This is a genomic window from Arthrobacter sp. TmtSoilC48 (assembly GCF_059739425.1).
Genome location: NZ_AP046049.1, coordinates 1133292 through 1159160, shown reverse-complemented (window position 1 = coordinate 1159160; position 25869 = coordinate 1133292). Strand labels below are relative to the sequence as shown.

26 protein-coding genes are annotated in these 25869 nt (G+C 62.1%); 13 read left to right on the top strand and 13 right to left on the bottom strand.

Going from position 1 to position 25869, the window contains the following annotated elements:
• The first annotated feature begins 41 nt into the window (after positions 1 to 41).
• Complete coding sequence (locus tag AC6I97_RS05545) at positions 42 to 2207, top strand: FG-GAP-like repeat-containing protein (RefSeq protein ID WP_497944314.1); 2166 nt, start codon at positions 42 to 44, stop codon at positions 2205 to 2207.
• A 191-nt stretch (positions 2208 to 2398) separates the two neighbouring features.
• Here the strand turns inward: AC6I97_RS05545 and AC6I97_RS05540 are convergent, their stop codons facing one another.
• The 3 genes from AC6I97_RS05540 to AC6I97_RS05530 all read right to left on the bottom strand — a co-directional run bounded on the left by AC6I97_RS05540 (position 2399) and on the right by AC6I97_RS05530 (position 5027).
• Positions 2399 to 3577 (bottom strand): MFS transporter, encoded by a 1179-nt coding sequence (locus tag AC6I97_RS05540; RefSeq protein ID WP_497944313.1) that lies wholly within the window; start codon positions 3575 to 3577, stop codon positions 2399 to 2401.
• Positions 3574 to 4239 carry a GntR family transcriptional regulator gene (locus AC6I97_RS05535; RefSeq protein ID WP_497944312.1) on the bottom strand — a complete coding sequence of 222 codons (666 nt, stop codon included), beginning with the start codon at positions 4237 to 4239 and terminating at the stop codon, positions 3574 to 3576. The genes AC6I97_RS05540 and AC6I97_RS05535 overlap by 4 nt, the downstream gene beginning before the upstream one ends.
• Positions 4240 to 4688: 449 nt before the next feature.
• Positions 4689 to 5027, bottom strand: coding sequence for a hypothetical protein (locus AC6I97_RS05530; RefSeq protein ID WP_224089164.1), 339 nt, complete (start codon positions 5025 to 5027; stop codon positions 4689 to 4691).
• A 109-nt stretch (positions 5028 to 5136) separates the two neighbouring features.
• On the opposite strand from AC6I97_RS05530, the gene AC6I97_RS05525 reads away from it, so the two are divergent.
• Both AC6I97_RS05525 and AC6I97_RS05520 read left to right on the top strand, forming a co-directional pair.
• Complete coding sequence (locus AC6I97_RS05525) at positions 5137 to 5757, top strand: CG0192-related protein (protein WP_497944311.1); 621 nt, start codon at positions 5137 to 5139, stop codon at positions 5755 to 5757.
• 86 nt (positions 5758 to 5843) lie between these two features.
• Positions 5844 to 6302, top strand: coding sequence for a hypothetical protein (locus AC6I97_RS05520; RefSeq protein ID WP_497944310.1), 459 nt, complete (start codon positions 5844 to 5846; stop codon positions 6300 to 6302).
• A gap of 68 nt (positions 6303 to 6370) precedes the next feature.
• Here the strand turns inward: AC6I97_RS05520 and AC6I97_RS05515 are convergent, their stop codons facing one another.
• From AC6I97_RS05515 to AC6I97_RS05475, 9 genes are all read right to left on the bottom strand, one after another.
• On the bottom strand, positions 6371 to 6673 hold the full coding sequence (locus AC6I97_RS05515; protein ID WP_497944309.1) for a DUF3040 domain-containing protein: 303 nt from the start codon (positions 6671 to 6673) through the stop codon (positions 6371 to 6373).
• Positions 6674 to 6808: 135 nt separating this feature from the next.
• Positions 6809 to 7570 (bottom strand): carboxymuconolactone decarboxylase family protein, encoded by a 762-nt coding sequence (locus tag AC6I97_RS05510; protein WP_497944308.1) that lies wholly within the window; start codon positions 7568 to 7570, stop codon positions 6809 to 6811.
• Between the two features lie 90 nt (positions 7571 to 7660).
• A complete protein-coding gene (locus AC6I97_RS05505; RefSeq protein WP_224089172.1) occupies positions 7661 to 8080 on the bottom strand; it encodes a heat shock protein transcriptional repressor HspR in 420 nt (139 codons plus the stop codon).
• Between the two features lie 10 nt (positions 8081 to 8090).
• Positions 8091 to 9065, bottom strand: a complete 975-nt coding sequence (locus tag AC6I97_RS05500; RefSeq protein ID WP_497944307.1) for a DnaJ C-terminal domain-containing protein — start codon at positions 9063 to 9065, stop codon at positions 8091 to 8093.
• 190 nt (positions 9066 to 9255) lie between these two features.
• The gene (locus AC6I97_RS05495; protein WP_309928529.1) at positions 9256 to 9936 is read right to left on the bottom strand and encodes a nucleotide exchange factor GrpE; all 681 of its coding nucleotides are present in this window, start codon (positions 9934 to 9936) and stop codon (positions 9256 to 9258) included.
• 2 nt (positions 9937 to 9938) lie between these two features.
• Complete coding sequence (gene dnaK, locus AC6I97_RS05490) at positions 9939 to 11804, bottom strand: molecular chaperone DnaK (protein ID WP_497944306.1); 1866 nt, start codon at positions 11802 to 11804, stop codon at positions 9939 to 9941.
• Between the two features lie 662 nt (positions 11805 to 12466).
• Positions 12467 to 13420 (bottom strand): DUF817 domain-containing protein, encoded by a 954-nt coding sequence (locus AC6I97_RS05485; protein ID WP_497944305.1) that lies wholly within the window; start codon positions 13418 to 13420, stop codon positions 12467 to 12469.
• Positions 13413 to 14219, bottom strand: a complete 807-nt coding sequence (locus tag AC6I97_RS05480; protein ID WP_497944304.1) for an oxygenase MpaB family protein — start codon at positions 14217 to 14219, stop codon at positions 13413 to 13415. Before AC6I97_RS05480 ends, AC6I97_RS05485 begins: the two co-directional genes overlap by 8 nt.
• 57 nt (positions 14220 to 14276) lie before the next feature.
• The gene (locus AC6I97_RS05475; protein ID WP_497944303.1) at positions 14277 to 15029 is read right to left on the bottom strand and encodes a TetR/AcrR family transcriptional regulator; all 753 of its coding nucleotides are present in this window, start codon (positions 15027 to 15029) and stop codon (positions 14277 to 14279) included.
• A 136-nt stretch (positions 15030 to 15165) separates the two neighbouring features.
• Here AC6I97_RS05475 and AC6I97_RS05470 point away from each other — a divergent pair, with 136 nt between their 5' ends.
• The 3 genes from AC6I97_RS05470 to AC6I97_RS05460 are packed head-to-tail and all read left to right on the top strand — an operon-like array spanning position 15166 to position 16976.
• Entirely contained in the window at positions 15166 to 16098 is a 933-nt protein-coding gene (locus tag AC6I97_RS05470; protein ID WP_497944302.1) for an NAD-dependent epimerase/dehydratase family protein, read from the top strand.
• A gap of 48 nt (positions 16099 to 16146) precedes the next feature.
• Positions 16147 to 16383: a hypothetical protein gene (locus AC6I97_RS05465; protein ID WP_224089186.1), complete on the top strand. Its 237-nt coding sequence runs from the start codon at positions 16147 to 16149 to the stop codon at positions 16381 to 16383.
• Positions 16380 to 16976 carry a Fic family protein gene (locus AC6I97_RS05460; protein WP_224089191.1) on the top strand — a complete coding sequence of 199 codons (597 nt, stop codon included), beginning with the start codon at positions 16380 to 16382 and terminating at the stop codon, positions 16974 to 16976. Before AC6I97_RS05465 ends, AC6I97_RS05460 begins: the two co-directional genes overlap by 4 nt.
• Here the strand turns inward: AC6I97_RS05460 and AC6I97_RS05455 are convergent.
• Positions 16973 to 17254 carry a hypothetical protein gene (locus tag AC6I97_RS05455; protein WP_497944301.1) on the bottom strand — a complete coding sequence of 94 codons (282 nt, stop codon included), beginning with the start codon at positions 17252 to 17254 and terminating at the stop codon, positions 16973 to 16975. The genes AC6I97_RS05460 and AC6I97_RS05455 overlap by 4 nt on opposite strands.
• 452 nt (positions 17255 to 17706) lie before the next feature.
• Here AC6I97_RS05455 and AC6I97_RS05450 point away from each other — a divergent pair, with 452 nt between their 5' ends.
• The 7 genes from AC6I97_RS05450 to AC6I97_RS05420 all read left to right on the top strand — a co-directional run bounded on the left by AC6I97_RS05450 (position 17707) and on the right by AC6I97_RS05420 (position 25868).
• Entirely contained in the window at positions 17707 to 18318 is a 612-nt protein-coding gene (locus tag AC6I97_RS05450) for a hypothetical protein (RefSeq protein WP_224089195.1), read from the top strand.
• Between the two features lie 11 nt (positions 18319 to 18329).
• Positions 18330 to 19106, top strand: a complete 777-nt coding sequence (locus AC6I97_RS05445; protein WP_497944300.1) for a hypothetical protein — start codon at positions 18330 to 18332, stop codon at positions 19104 to 19106.
• 608 nt (positions 19107 to 19714) lie between these two features.
• Positions 19715 to 20377, top strand: coding sequence for a hypothetical protein (locus AC6I97_RS05440; protein WP_497944299.1), 663 nt, complete (start codon positions 19715 to 19717; stop codon positions 20375 to 20377).
• Between the two features lie 36 nt (positions 20378 to 20413).
• A complete protein-coding gene (locus AC6I97_RS05435; RefSeq protein ID WP_497944298.1) occupies positions 20414 to 21904 on the top strand; it encodes a phage tail sheath family protein in 1491 nt (496 codons plus the stop codon).
• Position 21905: 1 nt separating this feature from the next.
• Positions 21906 to 22385, top strand: a complete 480-nt coding sequence (locus tag AC6I97_RS05430) for a phage tail protein (RefSeq protein WP_159708998.1) — start codon at positions 21906 to 21908, stop codon at positions 22383 to 22385.
• A gap of 1190 nt (positions 22386 to 23575) precedes the next feature.
• Positions 23576 to 24334, top strand: a complete 759-nt coding sequence (locus AC6I97_RS05425; protein ID WP_309928538.1) for a CIS tube protein — start codon at positions 23576 to 23578, stop codon at positions 24332 to 24334.
• A gap of 13 nt (positions 24335 to 24347) precedes the next feature.
• On the top strand, positions 24348 to 25868 hold the full coding sequence (locus AC6I97_RS05420; RefSeq protein ID WP_224089206.1) for a phage baseplate assembly protein V: 1521 nt from the start codon (positions 24348 to 24350) through the stop codon (positions 25866 to 25868).
• The last annotated feature ends 1 nt before the right edge of the window (position 25869 follow it).

Sequence of the window (25869 nt, the reverse complement as noted above, 5' to 3'; positions counted from 1 at the left end):
CCAAGAATGTGGTCGCTGGCACATCAATAGGGGGAGCTGCAGTGACCACTCTGCTGTTTTCGACGCAAGAACATTTGAGGGCCCGTTCAAAGGGACTCCTGCGGACTCTTTCCGCTACGCTGCTTGCCGTGAGCCTGACGGCCGCCGCTCTGTTCGGAATGGCCTCGCCAGCGCAGGCGGACGTGCGCGTCGCAGACATCGTGACAGGCAGCGCTCCGACGGAAACTGTCGTGAATCCGGTGACGAATAGGATTTATGTTGCCAACCATGGCAGCCCCTTCCTAACGGCAGTGGATGGGGCGACGAACGCTGCGAGTTCCATCCAGTTGGCGGGACGGGCGTCGGGTTTGGCCGTCAACTCGGTGACCAACACGGTCTACGCCTCGGTGGATGGAACCATCGTAGCCATTGACGGCGCCAGCAAGGCTGTGTCAGTTGTCCACTCCGGCCCGGTCGGAGGAGAACTCGCCGTCAATGAGACAACCAATCAGATCTTTGCGGTCAACCAAACCGGTATGTTAATCATCGACGGCGATACAAAGGTAGCCGTTACGGTCCCCCTCGATGGCTATGCATCGAGGATGGCCGTGAACTCGGCAACGAACACGGTCTACGCAATTGGATGGTATGAGAATGCAGTGTTCGCTGTGAACGCGACCACCAAGAGCTCCACCAAAATCGCGGTGGGAGAAAGACCTATACAGGTCGCCGTCAACAAAAAGTCCAACAAGGCCTACGTCACAGCTGAAAGTGTCACTGAAACGTCAATACCCGGGGTAACTGTGATTGACGGTGCAACCAACGCCACAACAAGCATCCCGTTCTACGACTACACCGGCGCCCTTGCAGTAAACGAGAAGACAAACAAGGTTTACGTTTCAACGGGCGCCTATTACCTGTCCGAATTGGACGGAGCAACGAACAAAGTCAGGAAATTCGAATACGGCGACTTCCTGGACTCCCCCGTCAGCCTGGTTGTCAACGAAACCACCAACAAGGTCTACGGTGTCATTCCAAACCGCGGCAAACTGATCGTACTTCGCGCCAGCACTGGCGTCTTTGAAATCATCCAGGTGGGCAACTGGCCTCAAGTGGCGGCCGTCAACGAGGTAACAAATAAAACCTACGTCGCAAACCAGACGGGCGGCGCACTTTCAGTCATCGACGGCGCTGACGCTCCTCCAGCATTTACGGCAAGCCAGCCGCCCGTAGCGGCAACGGTAGGCTCGGCCTACAAATACACCTTCCAAGCGAAGGGCTCGCCAGCACCTAAATTCTCTGTCTACGCGGGCACTTTGCCTCCAGGGCTGACCCTGGACAAGCAGACCGGCGTTCTTTCCGGCATCGCAACCAAGGCGGGGACCTACAAAGTCCAGGTGGCTGCGTCCAATGGTGTCAGCCCCTCAGCCTTCAGCAAGTGGTTCGCGATCACGGTCAACGCTGCCAAGAACGATTTCACCTCCGATGGCAAAGCCGACACCCTGGCCCGGGACTCGGCAGGCACCCTATGGCTATACGCGGGCGACACAGGCGGTCACTTCCTGCCCCGTGTTCAAGTTGGTTCCGGCTGGAACGCCATGACATCGCTCGTGGCTCCAGGCGACCTCAACGGTGACGCCAAGCCGGACGTCCTTGCACGTGACGCAGCCGGAGTCCTGTGGCTTTACCCAAGCAACGGGTACGGCGAATGGTACCCCCGGATCCAGGTCGGTGCCGGTTGGAATGTCATGACCTCAATCGTGGGCCCTGGCGACTTCAACGGCGACGGCAAGCACGATGTCTTAGCAAGGGACTCTTCAGGGACATTGTGGCTGTATCCGGGTAACGGTGCTGCCGGGTGGCTCCCTCGGGTCGCGGTCGGCTCAGGCTGGAATGCGATGGACAAGATCGTGGGCCCCGGAGACTTCAATGGAGACGGCAAGCACGATGTCTTTGCCATCGATACCGGGGGCACGTTGTGGCTCTACCCCGGCAACGGCACAAGCGGCTGGCTCCCCCGCGTCCAGGTGGGTTCGGGCTGGAACTCCATGACCGCCGTCGTTGGTCCCGGCGACTTCAACAGCAACTTCCTACCGGACGGCACAGCCGACCTCCTGGCCCGCGATGCTGAAGGCGTCCTCTGGCACTACCCCGGCGACGGCAAGGGTGGCTGGATGCCGCGCTTCGCTGTTGGTTGGGGATGGGGCGTCATGACGGCTATTCTCTAGGACTATCGACGGCGGCCTTCCGCGGGGAGGCCGCCGTACACCCTCGCGCTCCGATACTGAGTCCGGATCCATCATTTTGAACGCGCTTCTTTGCCTCTCCGGCAACTGGTCCCTCAGATCCGTATAGCTATCAGTGAACGTGACCCACAAAACGTGACGGATGGAGCCAGAGGCGGCCGCTCAAAACAAAGTCAGTCGTCCAGCCGCACCCCGCGCAGCAACAGCATCGTTCCGCCCACGGCCACAGCGGACGCCAGGAAAACACCCGCAGCACCGAGTCCTACCGCCACAACACCGATGGCGCTCGGCAGGACAACTTGCCCCACCCTGTTCCCGGCAAGCCTCAAGGCCAGCGCACGTCCGCGTTGGCCTTGAGGCGCTTGGGCCGACAACCAGGACATGGTCAGCGGCTGTCCGATTCCCAGCCCGAGGCCCAGGAAAGCCATGACGACGAACAGCAACCACATCGGCATCGGAATGGCAGCTACTGCCAGCGAGACCGTGGAAACCGCAAGGCTCAGGACCAGCAACCTCATCCGCCCCAACTTCCGGGACATGCTGCCAAGCCCAATCCGGGAGACCATCGAGAACCCCGCGCGAACAGTCAGCATGAGACCGACTGTGGCCGCGGTCAGACCCCGTTCGGCGCCAAGCGCAGGCAGGTAGACCACCGTAAGATCCACCACTGCCAGGACGGTTGCGCTCGTTGCCAATGCCCGGACCACGCCCGGCGTTCTCAACAAGGAGATGGCACCGCCTTTGGGGCTGTCCGCTGTTTTGGCCTTGTCCCTCCGGCCACTGACGCGGGACGACACAACGAACGTCGCGAGGAACAGCACCAGGCTCATCGCCGTCGCGAGAAGGAAGATCGCGTTCGTATCCGGGCGGACAGAGGCGCCGCCCACCAAGGAAATCGCCAACGGCCCAAGTGCCTGGCCCAGCGACGCGGCGAACGTCAGGTACCCGAAGGCTGAATCGAGCCGGGTGGAGTTGGCATTGTTCGCAACCACCGCCTGCTGCCCCACCACGCAAGCCAACTGGCCGGCGCCAAGAAGCGCAGTTCCGGCCACCAACGCAGGAACCGACGTTCCGAACAACAGCAGAAAAGCGGAACAACCCAGCACGACGGCGGAGCCGATCGCCATGAGGCGACGCTCACCGAGGCGGTCCACCAGTCCGCCGATCGGCAGCGCGAGGAGTAGCGGGAAGACTGCATAACTGGCAGCGAGAAGACCGAGTGCAAACCCGGGGACATCGAGTTCCAGTGCCCGGTAGCTGGTGGCTGGCCGCACCAGGAACGTGACTGCCTGGATGAGTGCGGAGTGGATCAGAAGTGCAAGGGACGAGCGTCGCCCGAGTTCGCCAATCATTCGACCACAAGGCCCGCGCCTGAAATGGCACGCAACGTCTCGTCACGGGCGGCGATAACGTGGTCGAACGCGATCTTCGCTGCCTTGTCTGGCTTCTTTGAGGCTATGGCTTCCACCAGTACGCGGTGGTCGGCAAGGGCCTGTTCCCGGCGCTCACCGGAATTGTTGGTGAAATGCCGGTATCGCTCAACCTGGCTGGAGATCTGGTCATGGAAGCGTTGTGCCCACGAATTTCCGGCGATCCCAGCGATGGTGGCGTGCAATGTCACGCCGTATTTCATGGCTTCATCGGCGAATCCCACCATGGCCGCATTTCGCTCAAGGATGCCCTGCAGCTTTTCGATATCTTCAGCAGTTGCCTTGGCACACGCTTCCCGTGCCATCAATGATTCCAGTGCTGCCCGAACGTCGTACAGTTCGGCAATCACCGTCTCATCCAGCGCTGGAACCACCACTCCCCCGGTTGCCTGTTGCTCCAGGAGGCTCTCCGAAATCAAGCGCCGGATAGCTTCCCTCAGCGGGGTTCGGCTGACTTGCAGCGCAGTAGCCATGGCCGGCTCGTAAACGCGCTCACCTGGCTTGAGCTCCAAGCTGAGGATCCGGCGTTTGAGCTCGTTGTAGACCAGGTGTGCCCCGGTGTTCCGTGGTTGTTGATGGGCCATGCGGCTTCCTTGGCTTGGATATGTGTACTTGTATACATCTATACATTGCACGCGCAGCCAAAGCAACGCGGGGTCACTTACGGCCCATGTTCTCGGCGATAACCGGCCGTAAGTGACCCCGCGTTGCGTAATCCGCTGATTCGCTGGTCCGCCAAGGGTGAAGCCGGGCGCTCAAAGTGAGTTTCGACGTCGGGCCTTACCTGGGCACACAGCCGACGCCGTCCGGGGCTTCTCTTCAATCATGTGAGAGAGCATCCCGGATTCTGGGCGGTGATGTGAGAGAAGATCCAGGATTAAGGGCGGTGATGTGAGAGAGCATCCAGGGTTGCCTGACCCGAATCGGTTTCTGTCGCACATCCCAACGTCTTTTCCGGTTCCAGACGCAAGAAGGGGACCAGCTCAGCTGGTCCCCTCCTTCGCGTTCATTCGCCGTTAGGCAGCGGACATCATTAGCCGCGGCAGAGTTCGCCGTACTTGGTGCCGGCTTCCTGGTAGGCGGCGGAGAGCTCGCCCATCTTCTTCTCGTCCGGGGATTCCTTCACGAGCTCATCCGAGTATTCAAGGATGGCCGTGACCACGGGCTTCATTTCGTTGGAGGCAACGGGTTCAATGGGGCGGATGGCGTTTGCGACTCGAATGGTCGCGGTCTTGCTGGCGTTGCTCGGGAGGCTGGCAACGGCGACACCCACCCGGTCACACGTTTCTGCGGTGGTCAGCTGCGGCGAGGAGCAGGCTGATGCCGTGGCAAGCAGCCCGGCAGCGATCAGGACAGTGGTGAGTTTCTTCATGATTCCCTCAATAGACGGCGCGTCCCTTCGATTGTAAACAGTGGAGGGGCGAGGCCGCGCATTGGGACCCGTACCGAACAGCACGCCTCCCTGGCCTAGGCTGGAGAACATGGCGATCATTCACAAGGCAACCCTGTCCCCGTCCAAGCTCGAACTCATCGCTGGATACCTGCCGACGCAGCCCTGGTTCATCCAGGAAGGGGCCCCGGAGCTCATTGGGGCCTACCGTTTTGACGACCCCGCCGGCGAGGTAGGGCTCGAGACGCATGTGGTCGCCGCCGGCGAGCGCATCTACCAGGTACCCCTGAGCTACAGGGGCTACGAACTGGCCGGCGCCCAGGAATGGCTCATCGGCACCATGGACCACTCCGTCCTCGGCAAGCGGTGGGTCTATGACGCCTGCGCAGATCCCGTTTACGTCAAAGCCCTGGCCACGGCTATCCTCACGGGCCAGGAAGAGGCCGCGCTGATCGTCGACGGCGAGCCTGAGCCCCGGCCCAGCTCCGTCAACGTGAAGGGAAGCGGAACGCTCGACGCCGGTGTCCCCGCCTTGAGTGCCTCGGCCCCCGTGTCGGGCAGTGGCGTGACCATCATTGACGCAGGTGAGCTTCGCTTGAAGGTTGCCAGGGTGGTGGATGTCGCGGCTGAGCTCCACAACGAGTTGACCCTCAGCGGCAAGTGGGCCGGACTGGAGAACCCCGTGGAGCTGGCAGCCATAATCCCGGCCTGAAAAGAGCGCTGCGTTCAGGCACCTTTTGGTCCTGCAGCCCGCGGCGTAGTCTGGCAACGGGGCCATCTACTCCGTGAGGGGTTCATATGTACAAAGCACAAAACATCATTCCGGCAGTGCAGGACCTCGCAGCCGAGTGGGTGAAGCACGCAGCGGAGGGCACGTCGTCGCAAGCCGACGCAGTAGTGGGGTGGGCGTTATCCCGAATCAATCACGCCGATGTCCCGTCGGTGGTGCACGGCGTAATGCTCACGCTGACCGGGAACCGTAAAGCCGCGAAGAGGGCTCGGCGCACCGCAGCCAGAGCGGTAAAAAGGGCGACGCAAACTTTGAGTCGTCGAACCAGTCAGCGGAGTTCCCCTCGTGCCGGGTGGTTGGTTGCTTTGGCAGTTGGTGGCGTCGGCGCGGGCCTGGTGCTGGCGTGGCGAATGATGGTGCCTCCCGGCGAGCCGGTCCCTGCCAAGCCGGCCACGCAAACGGCGAACCCGTCCACGTCCAATGACCCCGCTGGTACGTCTGCGGACGTGCCGCCGGAGACGTACTGAAATCAGCCGGATTTCTACGGGCTGGCCCGCGCCGGGCTGACCCGGTGCCGGGTTGAAGCGGTGCTGGGCTAGCCTGGCTTGCCCTCATCGTGTCGCCGAGTCCTTCTCCTAAGGACCATCCTGCTGAACAGTAAGTAGGCGCCTGTTCCAGCGAGCAGGAACCCGACCACACCCACAAGGACGAGTTGTGTGATGATCCCGGCAATGACCATTGCAAAACCGGCCAAAACTGCCAGGACACCAAAAACTGAGCGCGCCACCGCACCGCGCGGCCGCCCCGACTTCAGCTGAAGGTCCAGGTCAGGATCCGATGAAGCGAGATCCCGCTCAAGCTCTTCCAAACTCCTGCGCTCTTCATCCGACAACGACATCGGAATCTTCCCTCACTACACGAGCATGGGACGCTTTCCAGCGCCTACACGCCAACCACCAGCACGTGCACTTCTTGCCGTGCCATGACATTATTATCGTCCTTTTCCGGCCACTATCCACAGCATAAGGAAGCCCTACCTGGCGTTGGGTGCCGGCACGGTCTCGTTGAGTACGCGCAGGGCGTTGAGCGTACGTGGATACCCGATGTACGGCAGCAACTGCGTGATGACGTCAAGCATCAACCCGCGGCTGTTACCCACGTTCAGATTGGCCAGAATGTGCCCCTTGACCTGTGGCTCGCAGCCGCCAAGGGAAACGAGCATGGACAAGGTGAGGAGTTCACGCCTTGGAACATCAATGCCGGTGCGCGTCAGAAAATCGCCGAAGCAGTTCGCGGCGAGGTACTCCTGAAAGTGCATTTCATCAGCTGAGGCAGCTGCGCGCATGTCGTCGATGCGTTCTGCCCCTATGATCTGGATAGCCAGCCCTTTTTCCGCCCGGTCCTTGGGCGTCGTGGTGGACTGGCCCGGAACAGGAAGCTCCACGCCGAATTCTTTGAGGATTTCATTGGTGGCGTGCAGGAAATCGGAAACTTTGCCCATGCCGACATACGGGACGGCTTGGTAGACAAGTTCCTTCACCTCCACCGGAGTTACCCCAACGGTAAGGGCCGCGCCGAGCAACGTCCGGTATTCCCGCATTCCTTGTGACGCGATAAGGGAGGCGAGCTGAACCATGAGCCGCGTCCTGGTATCCAGTGTTCCGTAGCTTAAAACCTCGTCGAATGCGAAGTTGTTGAAAATCTCCACGAGCTCGGGGTCTGTAACCGCCAGGGCCGGAAGCTGACCTGGGAACAGTTCGTCGTGATTTCGTCGTGCCGTTTCGCTGGGTGCCATCGTAGGCCTCTCTTTCGTGGGAGCTCTCCCATCAATGCGTGGCTCCTGTGGATGCCCCACCGCGGGGTCCAGCCACGAACCGCGGCGTTGCTACTCAGGCCGCGGCCTCCACACCACGACGGCTTGCGACCGTGCACGGGGACGTTGACCGCGGGCCAGACTGACGACGTCGCCGGCTGCTCCCGCTGCGAAAATACGGGTGTCCAAGGGGCTGCGGCGTCGGGTCAGTTCCTCCGTCAGCTCGGCCACGCGGTACTGCAGTGCAGCGACTTGGTTTTCCAGGTCCAAAATGCGCTTGATGCCTTCGAGCGAGACGCCGGACTGCGAGAGGCGCTGGACCTCCCGCAGCTTTTCGACGTCGTTCTGGGAGTACCTGCGCGACTTCCCGGGGGCGCGGCTGGGCGAGACGATGCCCAGGCGGTCGTATTGGCGCAACGTCTGCGGATGCATGTCGGCAAGCTCCGCGGCGACGGAGATGACAAAGATCGGCTGGTTGACGTCGATTGCCATGACCGTCTCCTTACAACCGGGCCTTCGCGGCCAGGTCGTGACGCGGGTTGGCGTCGGTGGTCGCGGCAGCAAATGCCTTCACCGCCTCCTCCGCTTCCTTGTTCAGGTTCTTGGGGACGGCGACGTCGATAGTCACCAGGAGGTCTCCGGTCGCCTTGGACGTTTTCACGCCCCGGCCCTTGACCCGGAGGGTACGACCCGACGGTGTTCCGGCCGGGACACGCACCTTGACGGTGTCGCCGTCGAGCGTTGGAACCTCAATGGTCGCGCCAAGCGCAGCTTCCGCGAACGTGACAGGCACGTGGATGCGGATGTTGTCGCCGTCGCGCTGGAAAAACTCGTGTGGCTTCACGTTGACCGTGATGATGAGATCGCCGTTGCCGGCGGGACCAACGTTGCCCTTGCCGCGCTGGCGGACTTTCTGCCCGTCCTTGATGCCGGCGGGGATTTTGACGTCGATCACGTGGCCGTTGCTTTCGCGCAGGCTTACCGTAGTGCCCTTGATGGATCCAGCAAAGGAGATGGACGTCGTCGCAGTGCGGTCCGAGCCCTTCTGCGGTGCCCGCTGGAATCCGGTCTGGCCACCACCAAAGCCGCCACCAAACAGGTCAGCAAACTCCGGAGGAATGCCACCGGCACCCGAGGGCTGACGCGCGCCGCCACCGAACAAGCCACCGAACAGGTCCTCGAACCCACCATTGGCACCAGCACCACCACGCCCGGCCCCCGCACCGGGAGCGAACCGGGCACCACCCATGGCACGGATCGCGTCATACTGCTGCCTGTCCTCAGGACTCGACAAGACAGAATAAGCCTCGGAAATGTCCTTAAACTTCTTCTCCGCAGCAGCATTCCCGGAATTGGTATCCGGGTGATACTGCCGCGCAAGCTTGCGGTAAGCCTTCTTAATATCCGCGTCGGACGCGTCCTTGGCGATACCAAGGATCGCGTAAAAATCCTTTTCAACCCAGTCCTGGCTGGCCAAGAGCGTTTCCTTTCAAATCAATAAACAAGCACCTGCGTCCACCCACCTTAGGTGACCCGACAGCGGGAGCGGAGCGAGACAAGGGGCCCGGGAGTGGCTTCGGGCCTACCGGAGCCGGGTGGCTTTGGATCGAAGATCCCAAGTCACCCGGCGTAGGGGCGGGGCCCCTTGTCTCGCTTCGCGGTGGAACTTACGCCGGTACAGCCACGATCACCTGGGCTGCACGCAGGACCCGCTCACCTGAGCGGTATCCGGAGCGCAGCACCTGGCTGACCGTGTCCACGTCGATGTCCTCGCCGGGCTGCTGGATGAGTGCCTCGTGGATGGTGGGATCGAATTCGACACCCGTTTCCGCGATGCGTTCCAGTCCGTACGTCTTCAGCGCGTTTTCCAGTTTGGTAGCGATGGCGGCGAAGGGGCCGTCCTCGAGGTCACCGTGCTGGCGTGCGGCGTCGACGTCGTCCAGCACCGGGAGCAGGGAGTTCAGGACGCCAATGACGGCCATTTCTCCTGCTACGGCGCGGTCGCGTTCGACGCGCTTGCGGTAGTTGACGTATTCAGCCTGAAGGCGAAGGAGGTCGTTGCGGAGCTCCGCTGCCTGGGCTTCAGCCGCGGCGCCGGAGGCTACCGACTCCTCGGCAGGGACCTCTACCCCGTTGAGGATTTCCTCAGCCTGGGACAGAGCGTCACCTTCCGTGGGGGCAGCGTTGCCTTCGGTGGGAGCAGCAGCTTCGCCTTCGGGGTGGCGGGCAGCCCCGGTCTCCGGGTCAACCTTGCGGTTGTCCCGAATCACCGGTTTCTGCTGACGGGCGCCTTCGCGCTCGTCGCCGTTTCCTTCAGAGTGCTCTGCTTCGTTGCCGTGGTGGGGCATGGCTACTTCTTCGCTTCGTCTTCGTCGATGATTTCAGCGTCGACGATGTCTTCGTCGGCTGCAGTCTTCTCGCCGGCCGGAGCGCCTTCAGCGCCGGCGCCCGGAGCGTCAGATGAGGCTGCCTGCGAGTAGATGGCTTCGCCGAGCTTGGTCTGGGAAGCCTGCAGCTTCTCGAACGCAGTCTTGACGGCGGCGTCGTCGGTGCCTTCCAGCGCGGACTTGAGGGCGTCGACGTCGGCCTTGACCTCGGTCTTGACCTCTTCGGGCAGCTTGTCGTCGTTGTCGGCGATCAGCTTGTCCACGGAGTAGGCGAGCTGCTCGGCGGAGTTACGGGTGTCCGTAGCTTCGCGGCGGGCCTTGTCCTCTGCGGCGTGTTCCTCGGCTTCACGGACCATGCGGTCGATGTCTTCCTTGGACAGTGCCGTGCCACCGGTGATGGTCATGGACTGTTCCTTGCCGGTGCCCTTGTCCTTGGCGGACACGTGGACGATGCCGTTGGCGTCGATGTCGAAGGTGACCTCGACCTGCGGGACGCCACGCGGTGCCGGAGCGATGCCGGTCAGTTCGAACGTGCCCAGCGGCTTGTTGTCGCGGGTGAATTCACGCTCGCCCTGGAAGACCTGGATGGCCACGGACGGCTGGTTGTCGTCTGCGGTGGTGAAGGTCTCGGAACGCTTGGTGGGGATAGCCGTGTTGCGCTCGATGAGGTGCGTCATGACGCCACCCTTGGTTTCGATGCCGAGGGACAGCGGCGTGACGTCGATGAGGAGGACGTCCTTGCGCTCACCCTTCAGGACACCGGCCTGCAGTGCCGCACCGACGGCCACAACTTCGTCCGGGTTGACGCCCTTGTTGGGCTCCTTGCCGCCAGCAAGTTCCTTGACGAGCTCGGAAACAGCGGGCATACGGGTGGAACCACCCACGAGGACGATGTGGTCGATGTCCGAGACCTTGATGCCGGCTTCGGCGATGACGTCGTGGAACGGCTTCTTGGTGCGGTCCAGCAGGTCCTTGGTGAGGTCCTGGAACTTGGCACGGGTCAGCTGCTCGTCCAGGTGGACCGGGCCGTCGGGGGTGACGGACAGGTACTGGAGGGAGATGTTGGTGCTGGTGGAGGAGGACAGTTCCTTCTTGGCCTGCTCTGCAGCTTCGCGGAGACGCTGGAGGGCGATCTTGTCCTTGGAGAGATCGATGCCCTTGATCTTGAGCTGGTTCAGCAGCCACTCGACGACGCGGTTGTCCCAGTCGTCGCCACCGAGGCGGTTGTCGCCAGCGGTTGCGCGGACCTGGATGGTGGAGAAGTTGTCTTCGTCCTTGCCAACCTCGAGGAGGGAGACGTCGAAGGTACCGCCACCGAGGTCGAAGACCAGGATGAGTTCGTCTTCCTTGCCCTTGTCCAGACCGTAGGCCAGTGCAGCCGCGGTGGGCTCGTTGACGATGCGGAGGACGTTGAGGCCTGCGATTTCGCCGGCTTCCTTGGTGGACTGGCGCTCGGCGTCGTTGAAGTATGCCGGAACGGTGATCACGGCGTCGGTGACCTTTTCGCCCAGGTAGCTCTCGGCGTCGTTCTTGAGCTTCATGAGGATACGCGCGGAGATTTCCTGCGGCGTGTACTTCTTGTCATCGATGGCGACGGACCAGTCGGTGCCCATGTGGCGCTTGACGGAAGCGATGGTGCGGTCGATGTTGTTGACGGCCTGGCGCTTTGCGATTTCGCCAACCAGGACCTCGCCGGACTTCGAGAACGCAACGACCGACGGCGTGGTGCGGCCGCCTTCTGCGTTGGCGATGACGGTGGGCTCGCCACCTTCAAGGACAGAGACCACGGAGTTAGTGGTTCCGAGGTCGATACCTACTGCACGTGACATATCTTGTTTCCTTTCAATGGCCGATGTTGGAGATTGCCCCCGGCACCGGTCCGTTGGGCGGTTGGGTTATCGGGAGCCCACTCAACAATCGGCTAGTTGAGCGTTCTGCACTCAACTGTACTCAGCCTCGTTTCAATGTCAATCCAAAGTTGAGTGAGGTGCGCTCAAGTTTGTCTTTCGGGCCAAAATTTGTCCCGGAATCACGCGGTTCTGAGGGGTGGTTTCGCCCAGCGTGAACTGGCAGACTTACGCGATGGACTTCGCTGGATTCATGCCGCCGGATGCGTTCTGGGCTATGAACGACGAGCTGGAGGAGAGGGTCCGGCATGCTGCCGAGCGCCTCCCCCTGTTCCGGCTTGAGGATTGGGGCGGACCCTTGATGCTGGGTTCATGGCAGATGGACGCTAGTGAGGGTGGCGTAGTGCACGGGAACGCGTTTCCTGCGAATCCAGCCACTGGCCCGCTGGAACGGAACCGACTACTGGTTCGCGGCGGGAGCTGCAGGCAGCTATGGAATCGTCATCCATGCGCGGGGCAACCGTAGCGATACGCAAGCCATGGACCTCAGGCGGATTCCCGACGTCGAGCCTTTACTCCAAGCCAGGCGCGCGGCGCTCAAGGCCGCCCGCGGCGAAGCGTGATGCCACGCAAACGGCCCGACGTCACTCCGGCGGGCGGGCGACACGGATATCCGGGCGTCCCCCGCGAATTTGGGTGTCGTCAGGGATTCGGGTGTCGGCAGGGCCCAAGGGTGGCGGCTCAGGTTTGTACACCCACGCCACGAGCACCACGGAAATGATCATCAGCAGGAACCAGGCGAGGAGCTTATCGATCGAGACCGCCTGCCAGCCATTCACCTGGTTGGGGTAGAGCCACGCGTGGGACCACGTGCCGATGTTCTCGGCGAACCAAATGAACAGCGCCACCAAAAGGAAGGACACCAGGATCGGCATCCGGAAGCGCTTACGGAACACGCGGAAGTGCATCACACACCGCCCGTAGACAAGCACGACGGCGGCAAGCAGCACCCAGCGTGCGTCAAAGATGTAGTGGTGCGAGAAGAAATTCACGTAGATCCCGGCAGCCACAAGAGCCGTGATCCACCGCCATGGGTAGTGGTCGAAGTGGAGGTCAAAGAGCCGGAACACACGAACCATATACGAGCCCACAGCCGCATACATGAAGCCGCTGAACAATGGAACAGCACCGATCCGGAGGAAGCCCTCGGCCTCGTAAGACCACGAGCCCACGTCTGTCTTGAACAGCTCCATGACTGTTCCCACCGCATGGAACAGCAGGATCACCCGCAACTCGCGAAGCGTTTCAAGCTTGAAACTGATCATCAGGATCTGAATGACGACGGCAGCGATGGTCAGGAAGTCATTCCGCGCCAGGCCGGCGTCGTCCGGGTACCAGAGACGCGCCGCGATGATCACCGCGAGCAGGGCCGCACCGAAGACGCAGGCCCATGCCTGCTTCAGTCCGAACACCACGAACTCGGTAAGGCGCATGCGGAGTCGGCCACCGTGGGCGTGCTGCATGTCTGCATGCGTACGCTGCAGATAGCGGTGCGCGAGGTCGTCGATGGCTTGCTCCACCGAGGTCGAATTACGCATTCCCTGCCCTGCCCCTCGACTTGGACGGGGTGGTTTCCAGGTGGCTGAGGTAGTAGTCCTTGGGCCAGTGCCGTATCCGCCGCGGGATCCGGGGATAGACGCGTCCGAGCCACCGCATGGTCCGCTCGAAGCGGCGGTCATCGCGGGGAGTCCACTCCAAGCCGAAGCCCTCGCGCAGGTGGTCCGGAAGCAGGCCGGCGGTCAGGAAGCGGGCAAGCGGCATGGCCAGGCGCATGAGTGCAGGACCACCTGCCGGATACAGCAAATCCTTGGCTATCTTGCGGGCTTTATCATCAGGCCTAAGCGTGTCCACGTGCGAAGACCAATACCCTGCGAAGGCCGCACGGTCCGGCGGCCACATGTTAGCGGGAAGCTGCAATGCCGTCCCAATGCGTGCATAGTCGCGGTACATGCGCTCGGCTGTATCGTCGTCGAGCGGTCCATGCACTTGCTCGTAAACGGTGACGGCAGTGTCGTACAGGGTGGCGACAACCCAAAGCTGCGAACCGGGGTCGAAAGCGTTGTAGCCCTTTGTCGCATCGTCCGGGTTCCGGCGCACCGGAGCGTGGGCGCGGTTGACGGCGCGGCGAACCGCAGCAACTTGCTCGTCTGAACCGTAAACAATCGCATAAACGTACGTCAGGGTGGCCCGCAAACGATCCTGCGGCCGCTGGGCAAAGTCGCTATGGTCCGCGACGCCGTGCCCCACCCTCGGGTCAGCGATCTGAAGGAGGATGGCGCGCCCGGCACCGGCGAGCAAAATGCCCTCCGCGCCGATGTCAGCAAGCCCTCGAACCATCTTGATACTTTACCGTCTGCTGCTGGTCGCTGGTCCGATGGTCACAGGCCCGATGAGTCACAGGCCCGCCATGCCCTGGAGGACCAGCAGTTGGTGCTCGAACAATTCGTCGCGCGCGGCGAACGTATCCGGCCCATACTGGCCGAACACTTCAAAGCTCACAGCCCCGAAGATGGACGTCCACGCCAGCACGCCCCGAGCGAGCGCAGACTCGGGCACCGTGATGCCAAGTTCAGTCCGGATGTTCCGCATGTCTTCTGCCAGGCCTGGTGGGATCACGACGGCGGGATTCACTTCCGCCTTCAGGGCGCCTGCGCGATGAGCTGCCTCAAAGATGCCCACGAGGCGATAGATGACACGCGTTCCGGGAACCGTGGTTCGCTCACCTGGTGCCTGATAGCCGGGAACCGGGCTGCCGAAAAGCAGGGCATAGCTGGCTGGTTCCTTGAGCGCCCACGCACGAACAGCCTTGCCCAAGGCGCGGAACCGGCCTGCGAAATCATCCTCGGGAACAGCCGCTACGGCTGCATCCACTTCGTCGCCGAGCTCGTTGTAGCCGTCGATGAGCAAGAGCGTGAGGAGTTCGTCCCGGCTTTCCACGTAGCGATAAACGGCCGAAGAAACGACGCCAAGGTCCCGGGCAACAGCCCGCAGCGACAGTCCCGCCGCACCGTGGACCGCGAGGTGCTCCCGGCCGAGGCGGACAATATCGGCGATGGTTTGAGCACGTGCACGCGCGCGGGGAGTTTGGGGCTTGGCTTTCAGCTGGGCTTTAGGGGCAGCTTCGGCGCCGGGCGATGTGGAGGACATGGAACCAGCTTGCCACAAGGGAGAGCACCATCAACAAATGAGAGCACTGCTCTTGACTTTGACAGTGCTGAGGTTCATTCTGAATTTAGAGAGCAGTGCTCTCTCACTAGATTGGACTTCGAGGAAAGAGATCAGCATGTACGTCGTCACCGGAGCAGGACCCGTTGGTTGGACCGTCGCCGAACAGCTCGCTGAGCAGGGGGAAGACGTTCGCACTCTGACCCGCTCCGGCAGCGGCCCGGACCATCCCCTCATTGAACGGATGCGCGTCGACGCCTCCGATCCCAAGCAAATAGGCCAGGCACTCAACGGTGCGGCCGCGGTCTTCCATTGCATCCACGGATCGGCATACCGCGCCGCAGCGTGGGCGGCAGAGCTACCGCAAGCCGAACAAGTGGTGATGGATGCAGCGGCAGACGCGGGCGCCGTCGTCGTATTTCCAGAGAGCCTCTATTCGTATAGCGAGCCGGACAGCGTGATGACTGAAGCGGGTCCTCGGGAAGCCTCAGGCGGCAAGCGCGGGGTCCGTACACAACTACTTAAGGCGCGCGCTGCGCACAAAGCCAACACAGTCAGCGTCGTGGCCGGTGACTTCTTCGGCCCGCTCGTGCGGACAGCCCATGCAGGCGAGCGGATGGTGCCGCTGGTTGTGGAGGGAAAGTCCGTCCAGGTGATCGGCAGCGCCCGGCAACCGCACTCGTTCACGTACGTCCCGGACCTCGCGGCGTCCATGATCGCGGCGGCCCGGAATCCGAGCCTCTGGAACACCGTGCTCCATGCTCCGACCGGCCCAGCACTGACCCAAGGCGAACTTGCTGCGGCGTTCGCTGATGCTGCCGGCGTTTCTGTTCCGAAGGTGAGTGCCGTTCCCGGGTGGGTGTTGAGGATGGCGGGTCTCTTTTCGACCGATATGCGCGAGATTGCCGAGATGCTCTACCAGTTCGAACGGCCGTTCGTGATGGATTCCTCCCAAAGCCAGCGTCTCCTGGGCCTCGAACCGACGCCCCTCCCGGAAGCTGCCGCAGCAACAGTGGCGTGGTGGCGGGACGCTGTCCGGGAATTGAAGTAGGCAGCAGGTGACACAATGGTTTGAGACATCATCCGCAAGGAGTCACTTATGAAAAAGGTCAGCTACTCACCCGCGATTACCGCCGCCATGACGAAGAAGCGAGCAGCCATCCGTGTTCCTGCCGACGTTCTCGTCGAACAGGTGAGTGCCTCCATGGCCATTGAGGGACGGACGATTACCGCAAGACCTACCCTTAAGCACACGCGGGCATCCGCCGAAGCGGTTGCAAACATAGCCGCCAGATCCTTCGAGCGTAGAGAATCGCGCGGCGGCTCGAAGGAATGACCCCGAACTACGATCAAACACCGGTAGATCCCGAGGACGCCGTTGCATTCGTTGATGGCGTTTCATTTGCGACAAAACAAGAGGTCTACCAGGCCGAAGCCGAGGGAATTCTTGCCATCGAATCCGAGATGATGGAAGCCATCGCGGATGGCCGGATCACAGCGCTCGATCTCTGTGACTATCAGACTCTGTTCGACCTGCATCGTGCTTGTTATTCAGATGTTTGGGCGTGGGCAGGAAAGATCCGCGACAAGGAAGTATCCATAGGTGTGCCCCCGGAGATGATCCGGCAGAGACTTCCTGAAGAATTGGGTACGATCGCCTATTGGGTCGAGAATGATATTGACCCGTTCTGGGCGGCAATGGCCGCTCATCATCGTTTGGTCATGATCCACCCTTTTGTGGACGGCAACGGTCGGGTCACGCGACTCTTCGCTGATCTCCTCTTATATAGCCTGACGTCGCAGTACACCTTTGACTGGGGACCAGCCATCGGCTTGCCGGACTATTTCAGCGCTTTGAGGGAGGCCGACCAAACGATGAATCCTGCGGGTCTCCTCAAAGTTGTCGGACTGGTCGATTTGGGAAACTAAAGCCGATCCAACACGCACGAGCGTTCTGTTCGGAGCGGGCAACAAGGAACGGCCCGTAAATAACTCCGGCCAATCACCGGTCCTTCCATGCCGAAAGACGGCGGAGCATCCAGGAAGGTTATAACGACGTCCTGCAGCAGCGCGGTCCTCGCCAACCCAAAGAGATGCGCGATGCCGGGAGACGCTGCCAGCTGCGATGCGGGCACACCATAGAAGTCGCCGTTCACGTCTCCTCCCAGCAGCTGGAGGAACCGCACCGCATGCTCGAGCTTGACCATGTCGCAGTCACGCCCGCCGTGATCAACCTTGGGGCAGAGATTCCGCGGATTTCGTCCTCACTCCATCCGCTGGAGCCGCCGACTTTGTCCAACAGAACCTGCGGGTGCTCGAGGTCCGGATGCGGCGAAACAGCCAGATAGCGCTGCTCCATCGGGGTGCCGGCGATATGTCCACGGTCATTGAGGCCATAGCTTCGGCGTTTCCGCCGCGATCGCCGTCGGGCCGGAACGACACCGAGGAGACGACGAGTTTGCGGACAAGGTCCGGGGGCTGCAGCGATGTTGCTCCTAGAGCCGTGAATCAGGTAACCCCTCGGGCTGCCTGACGTCCGGGGTAGACCAGGAAGCCCTTGCGTGGAACGGGCGCAATGGCCACGCTCTTGGCGGCGTGTCCTATTTATTGATCCTGTTACTTACCGGTAGCGTTCGAGCAACTGCTGTGGAGGGGAAAAGTGGATATTACCGAACAAATTGCTGCTGCTTGGGACGCCGTGGAAAAATCAGGAGTCCCAGAGCATCTTCATGAAATAGCCTTCAAGGCCGCATTGAGCCTGCAAGGGGTTGCCCTGTCTTCCACCACGACAGCGCTACCTGCAGCCCCACCCCAAACCAACACTGCCCGCGGCCCTGAACCGGAAACCTCCGGCCGCCTGCCTGTCGTTCAAGAATCCAGCGATGACTTTTTCGGTAGATTTTCTCGGGAAACAGGCATTGATCGAGACTCACTTGAAGAGGTGTTCTATCTGCACGAGGGTCTGCCCGGACTGAACGTTCCAGCTAGGAAGCTTGGTCCCTCACGGTCAGTCCAGACAAGAGCTGTGACACTTGCTTTGACTGCGGCCTATCACTTTGGCCTAGATGAATCAGGCGACAGAGTAGCGGCGGTCCGAAAGGAGTGTGAGCGATTGAAGTGCTACGACCTTGCCAACTTTACACGCCATTTGGCATCGGCTAAAGGAGTGAACTTTGCCGGCCCGCCTAAGGCGAAGGTGCTCAAAACAAAACCAGACGCGATTAGCGAGTTGAAGGAATTGGTCGCGTCGATCCGCGGCACCCACGACTAGCGGGGGTCTACTTGAGGCTTGATTACGCCAAGGTAGAGAGCGGCTTTTCTGCATCGGGGATGCCCGAAGAGCTTGTGCGGGAGCTTTTGGACGCTTTCGTAGAGGCTAAACGACGCTTTCACCTCGGAGATTACATGCCGAACGCCGTGGCGGGTGGCCGCTTCTCAGAAGCTGTACTTCGGATTTTGGAATGGGAAACGACGAAAGGGTACATTGCACTTTCAGATCCAAAGTTCAAAGCTGAAACCATAATCAACAGACTGGCGGTCCTGCCGTCGGGTTCCGTTGCTGAGAGCGTCCGACTGCATATTCCTCGCGCCCTTCGAGTTATCTACGACATTCGAAACAAGCGCAACACGGCGCATCTATCGGACGGTATCGATCCGAATACACAAGATGCCTCGTTGGTCGTTTCAACAATGGGATGGGTACTTGCGGAACTAGTACGTCTCTATCATGCGATGAGCGCCGAGGAGGCTCAGGAAACGATTGAGGCGCTTGTTACACGTGAAGTTCCCATGATTCAGATTTTTGATGGTAAGCCACGCTTACTTAAGACGATCGGAACGAGCGATCACGTTCTCGTTCTGCTTTATTGGGCGGCTCCTGACACTGTCGCAAAGACAACCCTAGCCGACTGGCTCCCGCATTCTATGAGGGCAGATCTTGGCCGTACGTTGGCCGGCCTGCACCGCAAACATTTGGTCCATTACACTCCTTCCGGATCGCAGATAACGATGCTCGGGCAGCGGGAAGTGGAACTCAGGAACCTGATCGCGCCACTTTAGCCACCTTGCCCTGCAGTCGTCGTGTGGTTCCCGGGTAGAGCGAAACGACTCACCGTTGGAGCTACTTTCAGACACTGTCTGCTCCAGCGGCATTTGCTGGCCACGTGGCGCTCGAAGGGGCGGGGAAGCACTGTTAAACTCATAACCGGGCAGAAACACCGCATCCTGCGAGAAAATGACTGATGGCGGGGGCAAACTGCAGAGCTGCATCGTCGAGTGTCCTGTCGATTATCCATCGCCAAACATGCCGAACTGGCGTTTAACTCCTTCCATACAATAGGTCCGGCGTCTATGCCTAGGCCCATCCCGGCGAGAACTCATTTGGCATTTCGTCCACGACAGGCACATCGGGACCAACCAGGGCAATTGAAGCTCGCTTTCGGTCACCACGCCGCGGCACGACTCGTCCCGCTCAAAGCCCGACTGGCCCACTCCTGCACAGATTGCAATCAAGGATCTCGCCTTCACAACGTGACTCGCATCCACGCGCCCACTTGCAGATTCAATCGAATGGAGTTACTCCTGTTTCCCCAGTGACTACACGCAACAGCGGGAGTAACCTAGTCCCAGTTGCAATTCTGGTCACCTTTCGAGTTCTGGGTTCTGCCGTGGGCTATGTGCGTTCGTCGTTGACCGACCTCCTGGGGGTACTTTCCGACGCCGTCACTCCGCAGCGCGTAAGGTTCGACGACGGTTCCCCCGACGCCGTCGTTCCCACCCCTGACGCTCCCGTCACCGTCCATGCAGTCACGCTCAACCGCGTGGGAAGGTCCCGTCGCGATGGCCCGGTGCTGGACCTCGAACTCCGGGTGGCAGTGGAATGCCACGGCCCCGAACAACTGGACAATATGGAGCAACTGCTCTTGGCCGTGGAACGCCACAGCCAATACTCGGTAGTATCCACCGGCGAATTCCGTCCCGAAGAGTACTCAGGCGCTATCCGGCAAGGGCTCGGGTTCCTGGTCCGGATCCCCGTGGCGCTGCGCTTCGAAGAGCCTTCCGGACCGCCCGTCCTTGAACCGCTCATTGCCAAGACCGGCGTTGCCCGCCGAATCCACGGACGGCTCGTTGACGTCCACAACAAAGGCATCCCCGACGCCTACATCCATGCCCATTCTTCCGCCACGGCAGTCGTCAGCGATGCGACCGGCCACTTCGAGGTCCTGGCCTCGGCGGATGAACTCCAGCACTTTGCCGTTGCAGTAAGCGGCACCGAAAAGGAAGTCTCGGCCAGCACCAGCAGCCTGCCGGTCATCATCCGGTGGGAGTAAATCCGCGGACACCGCGGGCAGGAAAGGGAGCGCACCATGGCGAACTACCAGGCGCCAGGCGTCTATGTTCAGGAAGTGCCCAGCGGCGCACGCGCAATCGGGCAGGTCAACACCAGCATCGCAGCGTTCGTAGGCGTAGCGCCGGACCAGGACGCCTTGGTGGATGAACTCCGTGTGCTGGACAACTGGACCCAGTTCGTTGACCAATATGTCGGCAACGCGACAGCGGGCACGCCGCTCTCCAACGCTGTTTACGGCTTCTTCTCAAACGGAGGAAGCCGTTGTTATGTGGTGAACATTGGGGCCAACGGCAGCCTCACGGGCACAGCCACCAAGCCCACAGGCCTCACGCTTTTCGAGGCCGTGGACGACATCTCCATGGTGGCTGCGCCGGGCTTCGCGGACGCTGAATCCTATGCGGCACTGGCGGCGCATGTGGAGCACCCGCTCCGCCAGGACCGCATGGCCATCATGGACACAGTGGAAAAAGTTGACGACGTCGGGGCGCTCACCAGGGCCGCGACGTCCGGCGTTCCGGTAGGTGCGCGGGATTCGGGCACGGCAGACGAGCGGTCGACGGCGGATGAGGGGCCGGGTGGCGACGCCGGCTCGGGTGGTGGCGGCTCGGGCGACGCCGGCTCGGGTGGTGGCGGCTCGGGCGACGCCGACGAAGCTGAAGCCAGCGACGCCGAAGACACGTCTGAACAACCTGCAGGCACAGAAGCCAGCGACAGCACGCCGTCGTCCTCCTCCTCCTCGGTTTCCTCAGATTCCCCCGACTGGCCCGACTCACCGCGACCCGCCGCCGCAGGCAGCCGGGAGGGGTCAGCCATCGAAGCCGGCGGCCAGCAGGACCTCGGCGCCCCGCAATCCCCCGGCGGCTATACGGCCCTGTATTTCCCGTGGATCGTGATGATCGATCCCGTGTCCGGGAAAAAGGTGACGCAGCCGCCGTCGGGCCATATTGCAGGCGTTTGGGCGCGCGTCGACGCGACCCGTGGCGTCCACAAGGCGCCAGCCAACGAGCCCATCCAAGGCGCGATCGATCTTGTGCGGCGGGTCAGCCGCGGGGAGCAGGAGGTCCTGAACCCGGCGGGCGTGAACTGTATCCGGTACTTCCCGGGCGAGGGCATCCGGATTTGGGGTGCCAGGACCAAGGCTCCGGAAGCGAGCGAATACCGGTACGTGAATGTGCGCCGCCTGACCAACATGATCAAGGAATCGGTGGCTGACGGGACTCGCTGGGTGGTGTTTGAGCCCAATGATCACACGCTGTGGAAGTCGATCCGGCGCGATATCGGGGCGTTTCTGACCAACGTGTGGCGGGACGGCGCCCTGCTCGGAACTACTCCTCAACAGGCATTTTTCGTGAAGTGCGACGAAGAAACCAACCCTCCAGAGGTCCGCGATGCCGGGCAAGTGGTCACGCTGATCGGGATCGCGCCCGTGAAACCGGCCGAGTTTGTGATCTTCAAGCTCATGCAGTCGGCGGACAACACCAGCGAGACAGAGAGCGCAGGAGCCTGACATGACAACCCCAACACCTGCCGCCCAACCGGGCAACGTGGTGGATCCGTACCGGGCCTACAACTTCAAGCTCGTGATCCAAGGCGTGGTCCAGGGCCACTTCACCAAAGTGGAGGGCCTCGGCCTGAAAATCGACCGGATCCTCTACCGCTCAGGCGGCGAAAACAGCACAGTCCGCGTCATCCCCGGGCAAGTGGAGTACACCCCGGTGACTTTGAAGTACGGGCTCACGGACTCCACCGAGATGCTGCAGTGGCTCTTCAAAGCCGTGGACGGAAAGGTGGAACGCCGGAACGTCTCCATCGCCATGCTCAACGATGCCGGCTCCGTAGAAGTCCGCCGCTGGAACCTCCTGGGGGCCTGGCCATGCGACTGGTTCGGCGCACCCCTTGACGCACTGGGCAAGGACCTCGCCATCGAATCCCTCAGCATCGCATACGACCGCCTGGAGCTCGACGATGCCCGCGCTCCCGTCGCCTGAGCCTGGGTTTTCCTGGCGGCGGGCTGCTGCGCATCGGTTGCGGGCTGTGGCTGCGTGGCTGGATCGTGGGTCGGGCCGGGACCCGGGTTCTCCGGGTGTGGGTTCTCCGGGTGTGGGTTCTCCGGGTGCGGGTGTTTCTGGAGGTGGCGTTTTGAGTGTCGGCGCGTTGGGGCCTTCGGCCAAGGACGCGGGCGTTTCGGAGCATTCTTCGTGGGAAAGTTCGACGCCGGTGCGTGGCCTGAACGTGGAAGGTGCACCGGAGCATTGGGTCCAGTTACTGCGCGACGCCGGGTTGGTTCCTCCGTCCGCGCCGACCAAAACGCCTCCCGTTGCGAGGCCCACACTGGGTGATTGGGGACGCTCATGGCGCGCAAAGCAGGCTCCACAACACACCCCCACGCTGCGACTTCGCCCTCATCGCTCGGAGACGCCGCCCGTTGCGGGGCCCGATATGCGCCCTTCAAACCAAGAACGGGACACACAGCAGGCCCCACAAGACATCCCTATGTTGGGGCTTCGCCCTCATCGCTCGGAGACGCCGCCCGTTGCGGGGCCCGATATGCGCCCTTCAAATCAAGAACGGGAGGCAGAGCAGGCCCCACAACACACCCCCACGCTGCGCCTACACACGAATCACTCGGACGCACCCCCCGTCGTGGGGCCCCACCTGCGTGCTTCAAACCAAGAATCGAACGCAACGCAGGCCCCACAACACACACCCACGCTGCCCCTAAACACGAACCACTCGCAGACACCCGTCGCGGGGCCCGATATGCACGAGTCAAACCAAGAACGGGACGCACAACAGGCCCCACAACACACCCCCACGCGGCGCCAACACACTAATCCATCGAAGACACCCCCCGTCGCGGGGCCCGACATGCGCCCTTCAAACCAAGAACGGGACGCACAACAGGCCCCACAACACACCCCCACGCGGCGCCAACACACTAATCCGTCGAAGACACCCCCCGTCGCCAGGCCCGATATACCTGCTTCAAACAAAGAATCGAACGCAGAGCAGGCCCCACAAGACACCCTGACCCCTGCGCCAGCACTCAAGGGAGCCTGGCCGGAGCTTGCCCCGCGGCCCATTACAACCGCCAACGAATCAGGCCCGGCTACCGCTCCGCTAACCCAGGCAATCGCCCGCCAAGCCCGCCTCACTGACGAACACTTGGCGGTCTGACATGGAACGTGTCGCCTTCCTGATCGAGGACACCGGGGAACACCTTGGCTGCCTGCTCAACCCGGAAACGGTGGTGATGCAGCGCTCGGCCGGAGTGGAGCCCCGGAGAAGTGCAGGCGGCAAGCTTAGCGGCAGCGGACTGGCCGATGACCCCCTGCTTTTTACGGGAGGCGGCCACACCGAGCTGAGGCTGGACCTGCTCTTCGACGTCGACCTCGCGCCGGCGTCGCTCCATGTTCAGGACGTGCGGCAAATGACCAGGCCCATCTGGGCCCTCGCGGAGAACAGCGCGGAGGTTCAGCGCCAGCGGAGACCGCCGTCGGTCCGGTTTGTGTGGGGCCGCGCGTGGAATGTGCCCGGAGTCGTGACCGAAGTGGCGGAGCGCTTTGACCGCTTCGCCCCTGACGGTTCACCGCTCAGGTCCTGGATGCGGATGGTCTTCGTGCGCGTGGGCCAGTCTGCCGACGAAGAAGGCGGGGAGAATTACGAGCTCGCCCAGCGACTCCCTGCTGTGGATCTGACGGCCCCGCCCGTGGACACGCTGGCTGTCACGGGCGATGGCAGCACGGACAGGGACGCAGCAATGCCCGACGGCGGCGAGCTCCTTCCTGAGGTGCCGCCTGCTGAGTTGGGGCGTCTTTCGGTTGAGGCCTTCGGGACGCCCCTGCTCTGGAAGCTGCTCCTGGAGTACAACGACATTGACGACCCCGCTCACTTCAGCGGGCCGCTCGCCGTTCCGCCGGTTGGTGAAGCACCATGAGGCGTGAGACACCATGAGGCAGGTCCAGGGCCTTCCCGAACTCATCGTCAGCCTGGGTAGACGACGACTGACAACAGCAGAAACAGCTGCCATCGTTTCGGTCCAGGTGCTGGGTTCTTTGGCGAGGCCAGCTCAGTGCCTCATCAGTTGGCGACCCGGTCCGGGGAGGACTGCTGCGGCGAGGGGTGGCGTGGATCCGGCCCCCGGTGATGCCCTGAGGGTTGAGCTCGGCGGCCATCGGACCCCGCTCTTCGTGGGTGAGGTGACCGTGGTGGAGTACAGCTATGAGGCCAATCTCGGACAAGAAATCCGCATCCGTGCCTACGATGCCCTCCACCGTCTGAGGAAGCGCCAATTCACCAGGCTGCACGAGGACGTGGATCTCGCAGGCCTGGCACGGAAACTTTGCGAGGGCACCGGACTGGACGTAGTGGGAGGCGGGGCAAAGCTGGGCCAGGTGTACCAGTGCGCCCGCACGGACCTGAGCCTCCTGGTGGAACAAAGTGCCCGGGTGGGCGCCTACCCTGTGGTCCACGACGGCGCCCTGAGGCTCACAGGACTCGACGGCGAAGGCGAACCCTTGGAGCTCACCCTCGGGGAGTCCCTGCATTCGGCAGAGATCGAGGTCAGCCAGGAACCCGCGTACGCGTCCGCAATGATCAACGGCTGGCGTGCGGAGGACGCCACAGTCCACCAGGCCGAAACGAGCAGCAGCGACGCGAAGGCCCGCGTCACAGCTGACCCGACGTTGGCCAGTGTGGGCGCGGGCGGCGAACTCCGGCGGGACAACGAGGTACTGGAATCCACCCAGGAGGCGGACGGATTGGCGCAGTCCGAGCTGGACGTCAGGATGGCCGGCCAGGTCACGGCGGTGTTCGTGGCCGAGGGCAATCCGCGGCTTAGGGCGGGTGGGCGCGTCAGGATCAAGGGGGTGGCGCCATCCATCGAGGGAACGTACCTGATCGCGAGCGCCTCACACCGTTTGGACGGCACTGGCTACGAAACCACCCTGACCACCCGCCCGCCCAGCCCCGTCCCTGAACGACGACCGGACGTCTTTACGCTCGGGATCATCACTGACGTGGACGATCCCGAAGCCCGGGGGCGTGCCCGTGTGCAACTGCCGGCATACCCGGATCTCCAGACCGCGTGGGCTCCTGTGCTTACTGCGGCCGCCGGTTCCGGGAAGGGAATTGTCACCCCGCCAGCTCCGGGCGACCACGTCCTGGTGCTTCTTCCGGCCACGGATCCGGCCCAGGCCATCATCCTCGGCGGCCTGTACGGCAGCGAACAAACGCCCGACAACAACGTCAGCACACCACGGGAGAGCCGTTATACGTTCCGCAGTGCGGACGGCCAACAAATAGTGCTCGACGGCGGTGCGCGCACCGTGAGTTTCACGGACGGACATGGCTCGTCGGTGGAGCTGGGGCCGGACAAGCTTCGAATCACCGCTGCCACGGACCTGGTCCTGGAAGCTCCGGGTAAAGCCATGAGAATTCGCGCGAAATCAGTCGACTTTGAGGAGGCCTAAG

What these genes read in the sequence shown, in the direction of transcription:
- AC6I97_RS05540 (WP_497944313.1), bottom strand. Translation starts at nt 3,577, where the DNA reads ATGATTGGCGAACTCGGGCGACGCTCGTCCCTTGCACTTCTGATCCAC.
- AC6I97_RS05535 (WP_497944312.1), bottom strand. Translation starts at nt 4,239, where the DNA reads ATGGCCCATCAACAACCACGGAACACCGGGGCACACCTGGTCTACAAC.
- AC6I97_RS05530 (WP_224089164.1), bottom strand. Translation starts at nt 5,027, where the DNA reads ATGAAGAAACTCACCACTGTCCTGATCGCTGCCGGGCTGCTTGCCACG.
- AC6I97_RS05525 (WP_497944311.1), top strand. Translation starts at nt 5,137, where the DNA reads ATGGCGATCATTCACAAGGCAACCCTGTCCCCGTCCAAGCTCGAACTC.
- AC6I97_RS05520 (WP_497944310.1), top strand. Translation starts at nt 5,844, where the DNA reads ATGTACAAAGCACAAAACATCATTCCGGCAGTGCAGGACCTCGCAGCC.
- AC6I97_RS05515 (WP_497944309.1), bottom strand. Translation starts at nt 6,673, where the DNA reads ATGTCGTTGTCGGATGAAGAGCGCAGGAGTTTGGAAGAGCTTGAGCGG.
- AC6I97_RS05510 (WP_497944308.1), bottom strand. Translation starts at nt 7,570, where the DNA reads ATGGCACCCAGCGAAACGGCACGACGAAATCACGACGAACTGTTCCCA.
- AC6I97_RS05505 (WP_224089172.1), bottom strand. Translation starts at nt 8,080, where the DNA reads ATGGCAATCGACGTCAACCAGCCGATCTTTGTCATCTCCGTCGCCGCG.
- AC6I97_RS05495 (WP_309928529.1), bottom strand. Translation starts at nt 9,936, where the DNA reads ATGCCCCACCACGGCAACGAAGCAGAGCACTCTGAAGGAAACGGCGAC.
- dnaK (WP_497944306.1), bottom strand. Translation starts at nt 11,804, where the DNA reads ATGTCACGTGCAGTAGGTATCGACCTCGGAACCACTAACTCCGTGGTC.
- AC6I97_RS05485 (WP_497944305.1), bottom strand. Translation starts at nt 13,420, where the DNA reads ATGCGTAATTCGACCTCGGTGGAGCAAGCCATCGACGACCTCGCGCAC.
- AC6I97_RS05480 (WP_497944304.1), bottom strand. Translation starts at nt 14,219, where the DNA reads ATGGTTCGAGGGCTTGCTGACATCGGCGCGGAGGGCATTTTGCTCGCC.
- AC6I97_RS05475 (WP_497944303.1), bottom strand. Translation starts at nt 15,029, where the DNA reads ATGTCCTCCACATCGCCCGGCGCCGAAGCTGCCCCTAAAGCCCAGCTG.
- AC6I97_RS05470 (WP_497944302.1), top strand. Translation starts at nt 15,166, where the DNA reads ATGTACGTCGTCACCGGAGCAGGACCCGTTGGTTGGACCGTCGCCGAA.
- AC6I97_RS05465 (WP_224089186.1), top strand. Translation starts at nt 16,147, where the DNA reads ATGAAAAAGGTCAGCTACTCACCCGCGATTACCGCCGCCATGACGAAG.
- AC6I97_RS05460 (WP_224089191.1), top strand. Translation starts at nt 16,380, where the DNA reads ATGACCCCGAACTACGATCAAACACCGGTAGATCCCGAGGACGCCGTT.
- AC6I97_RS05455 (WP_497944301.1), bottom strand. Translation starts at nt 17,254, where the DNA reads ATGGTCAAGCTCGAGCATGCGGTGCGGTTCCTCCAGCTGCTGGGAGGA.
- AC6I97_RS05435 (WP_497944298.1), top strand. Translation starts at nt 20,414, where the DNA reads ATGGCGAACTACCAGGCGCCAGGCGTCTATGTTCAGGAAGTGCCCAGC.
- AC6I97_RS05430 (WP_159708998.1), top strand. Translation starts at nt 21,906, where the DNA reads ATGACAACCCCAACACCTGCCGCCCAACCGGGCAACGTGGTGGATCCG.
- AC6I97_RS05425 (WP_309928538.1), top strand. Translation starts at nt 23,576, where the DNA reads ATGGAACGTGTCGCCTTCCTGATCGAGGACACCGGGGAACACCTTGGC.
- AC6I97_RS05420 (WP_224089206.1), top strand. Translation starts at nt 24,348, where the DNA reads ATGAGGCAGGTCCAGGGCCTTCCCGAACTCATCGTCAGCCTGGGTAGA.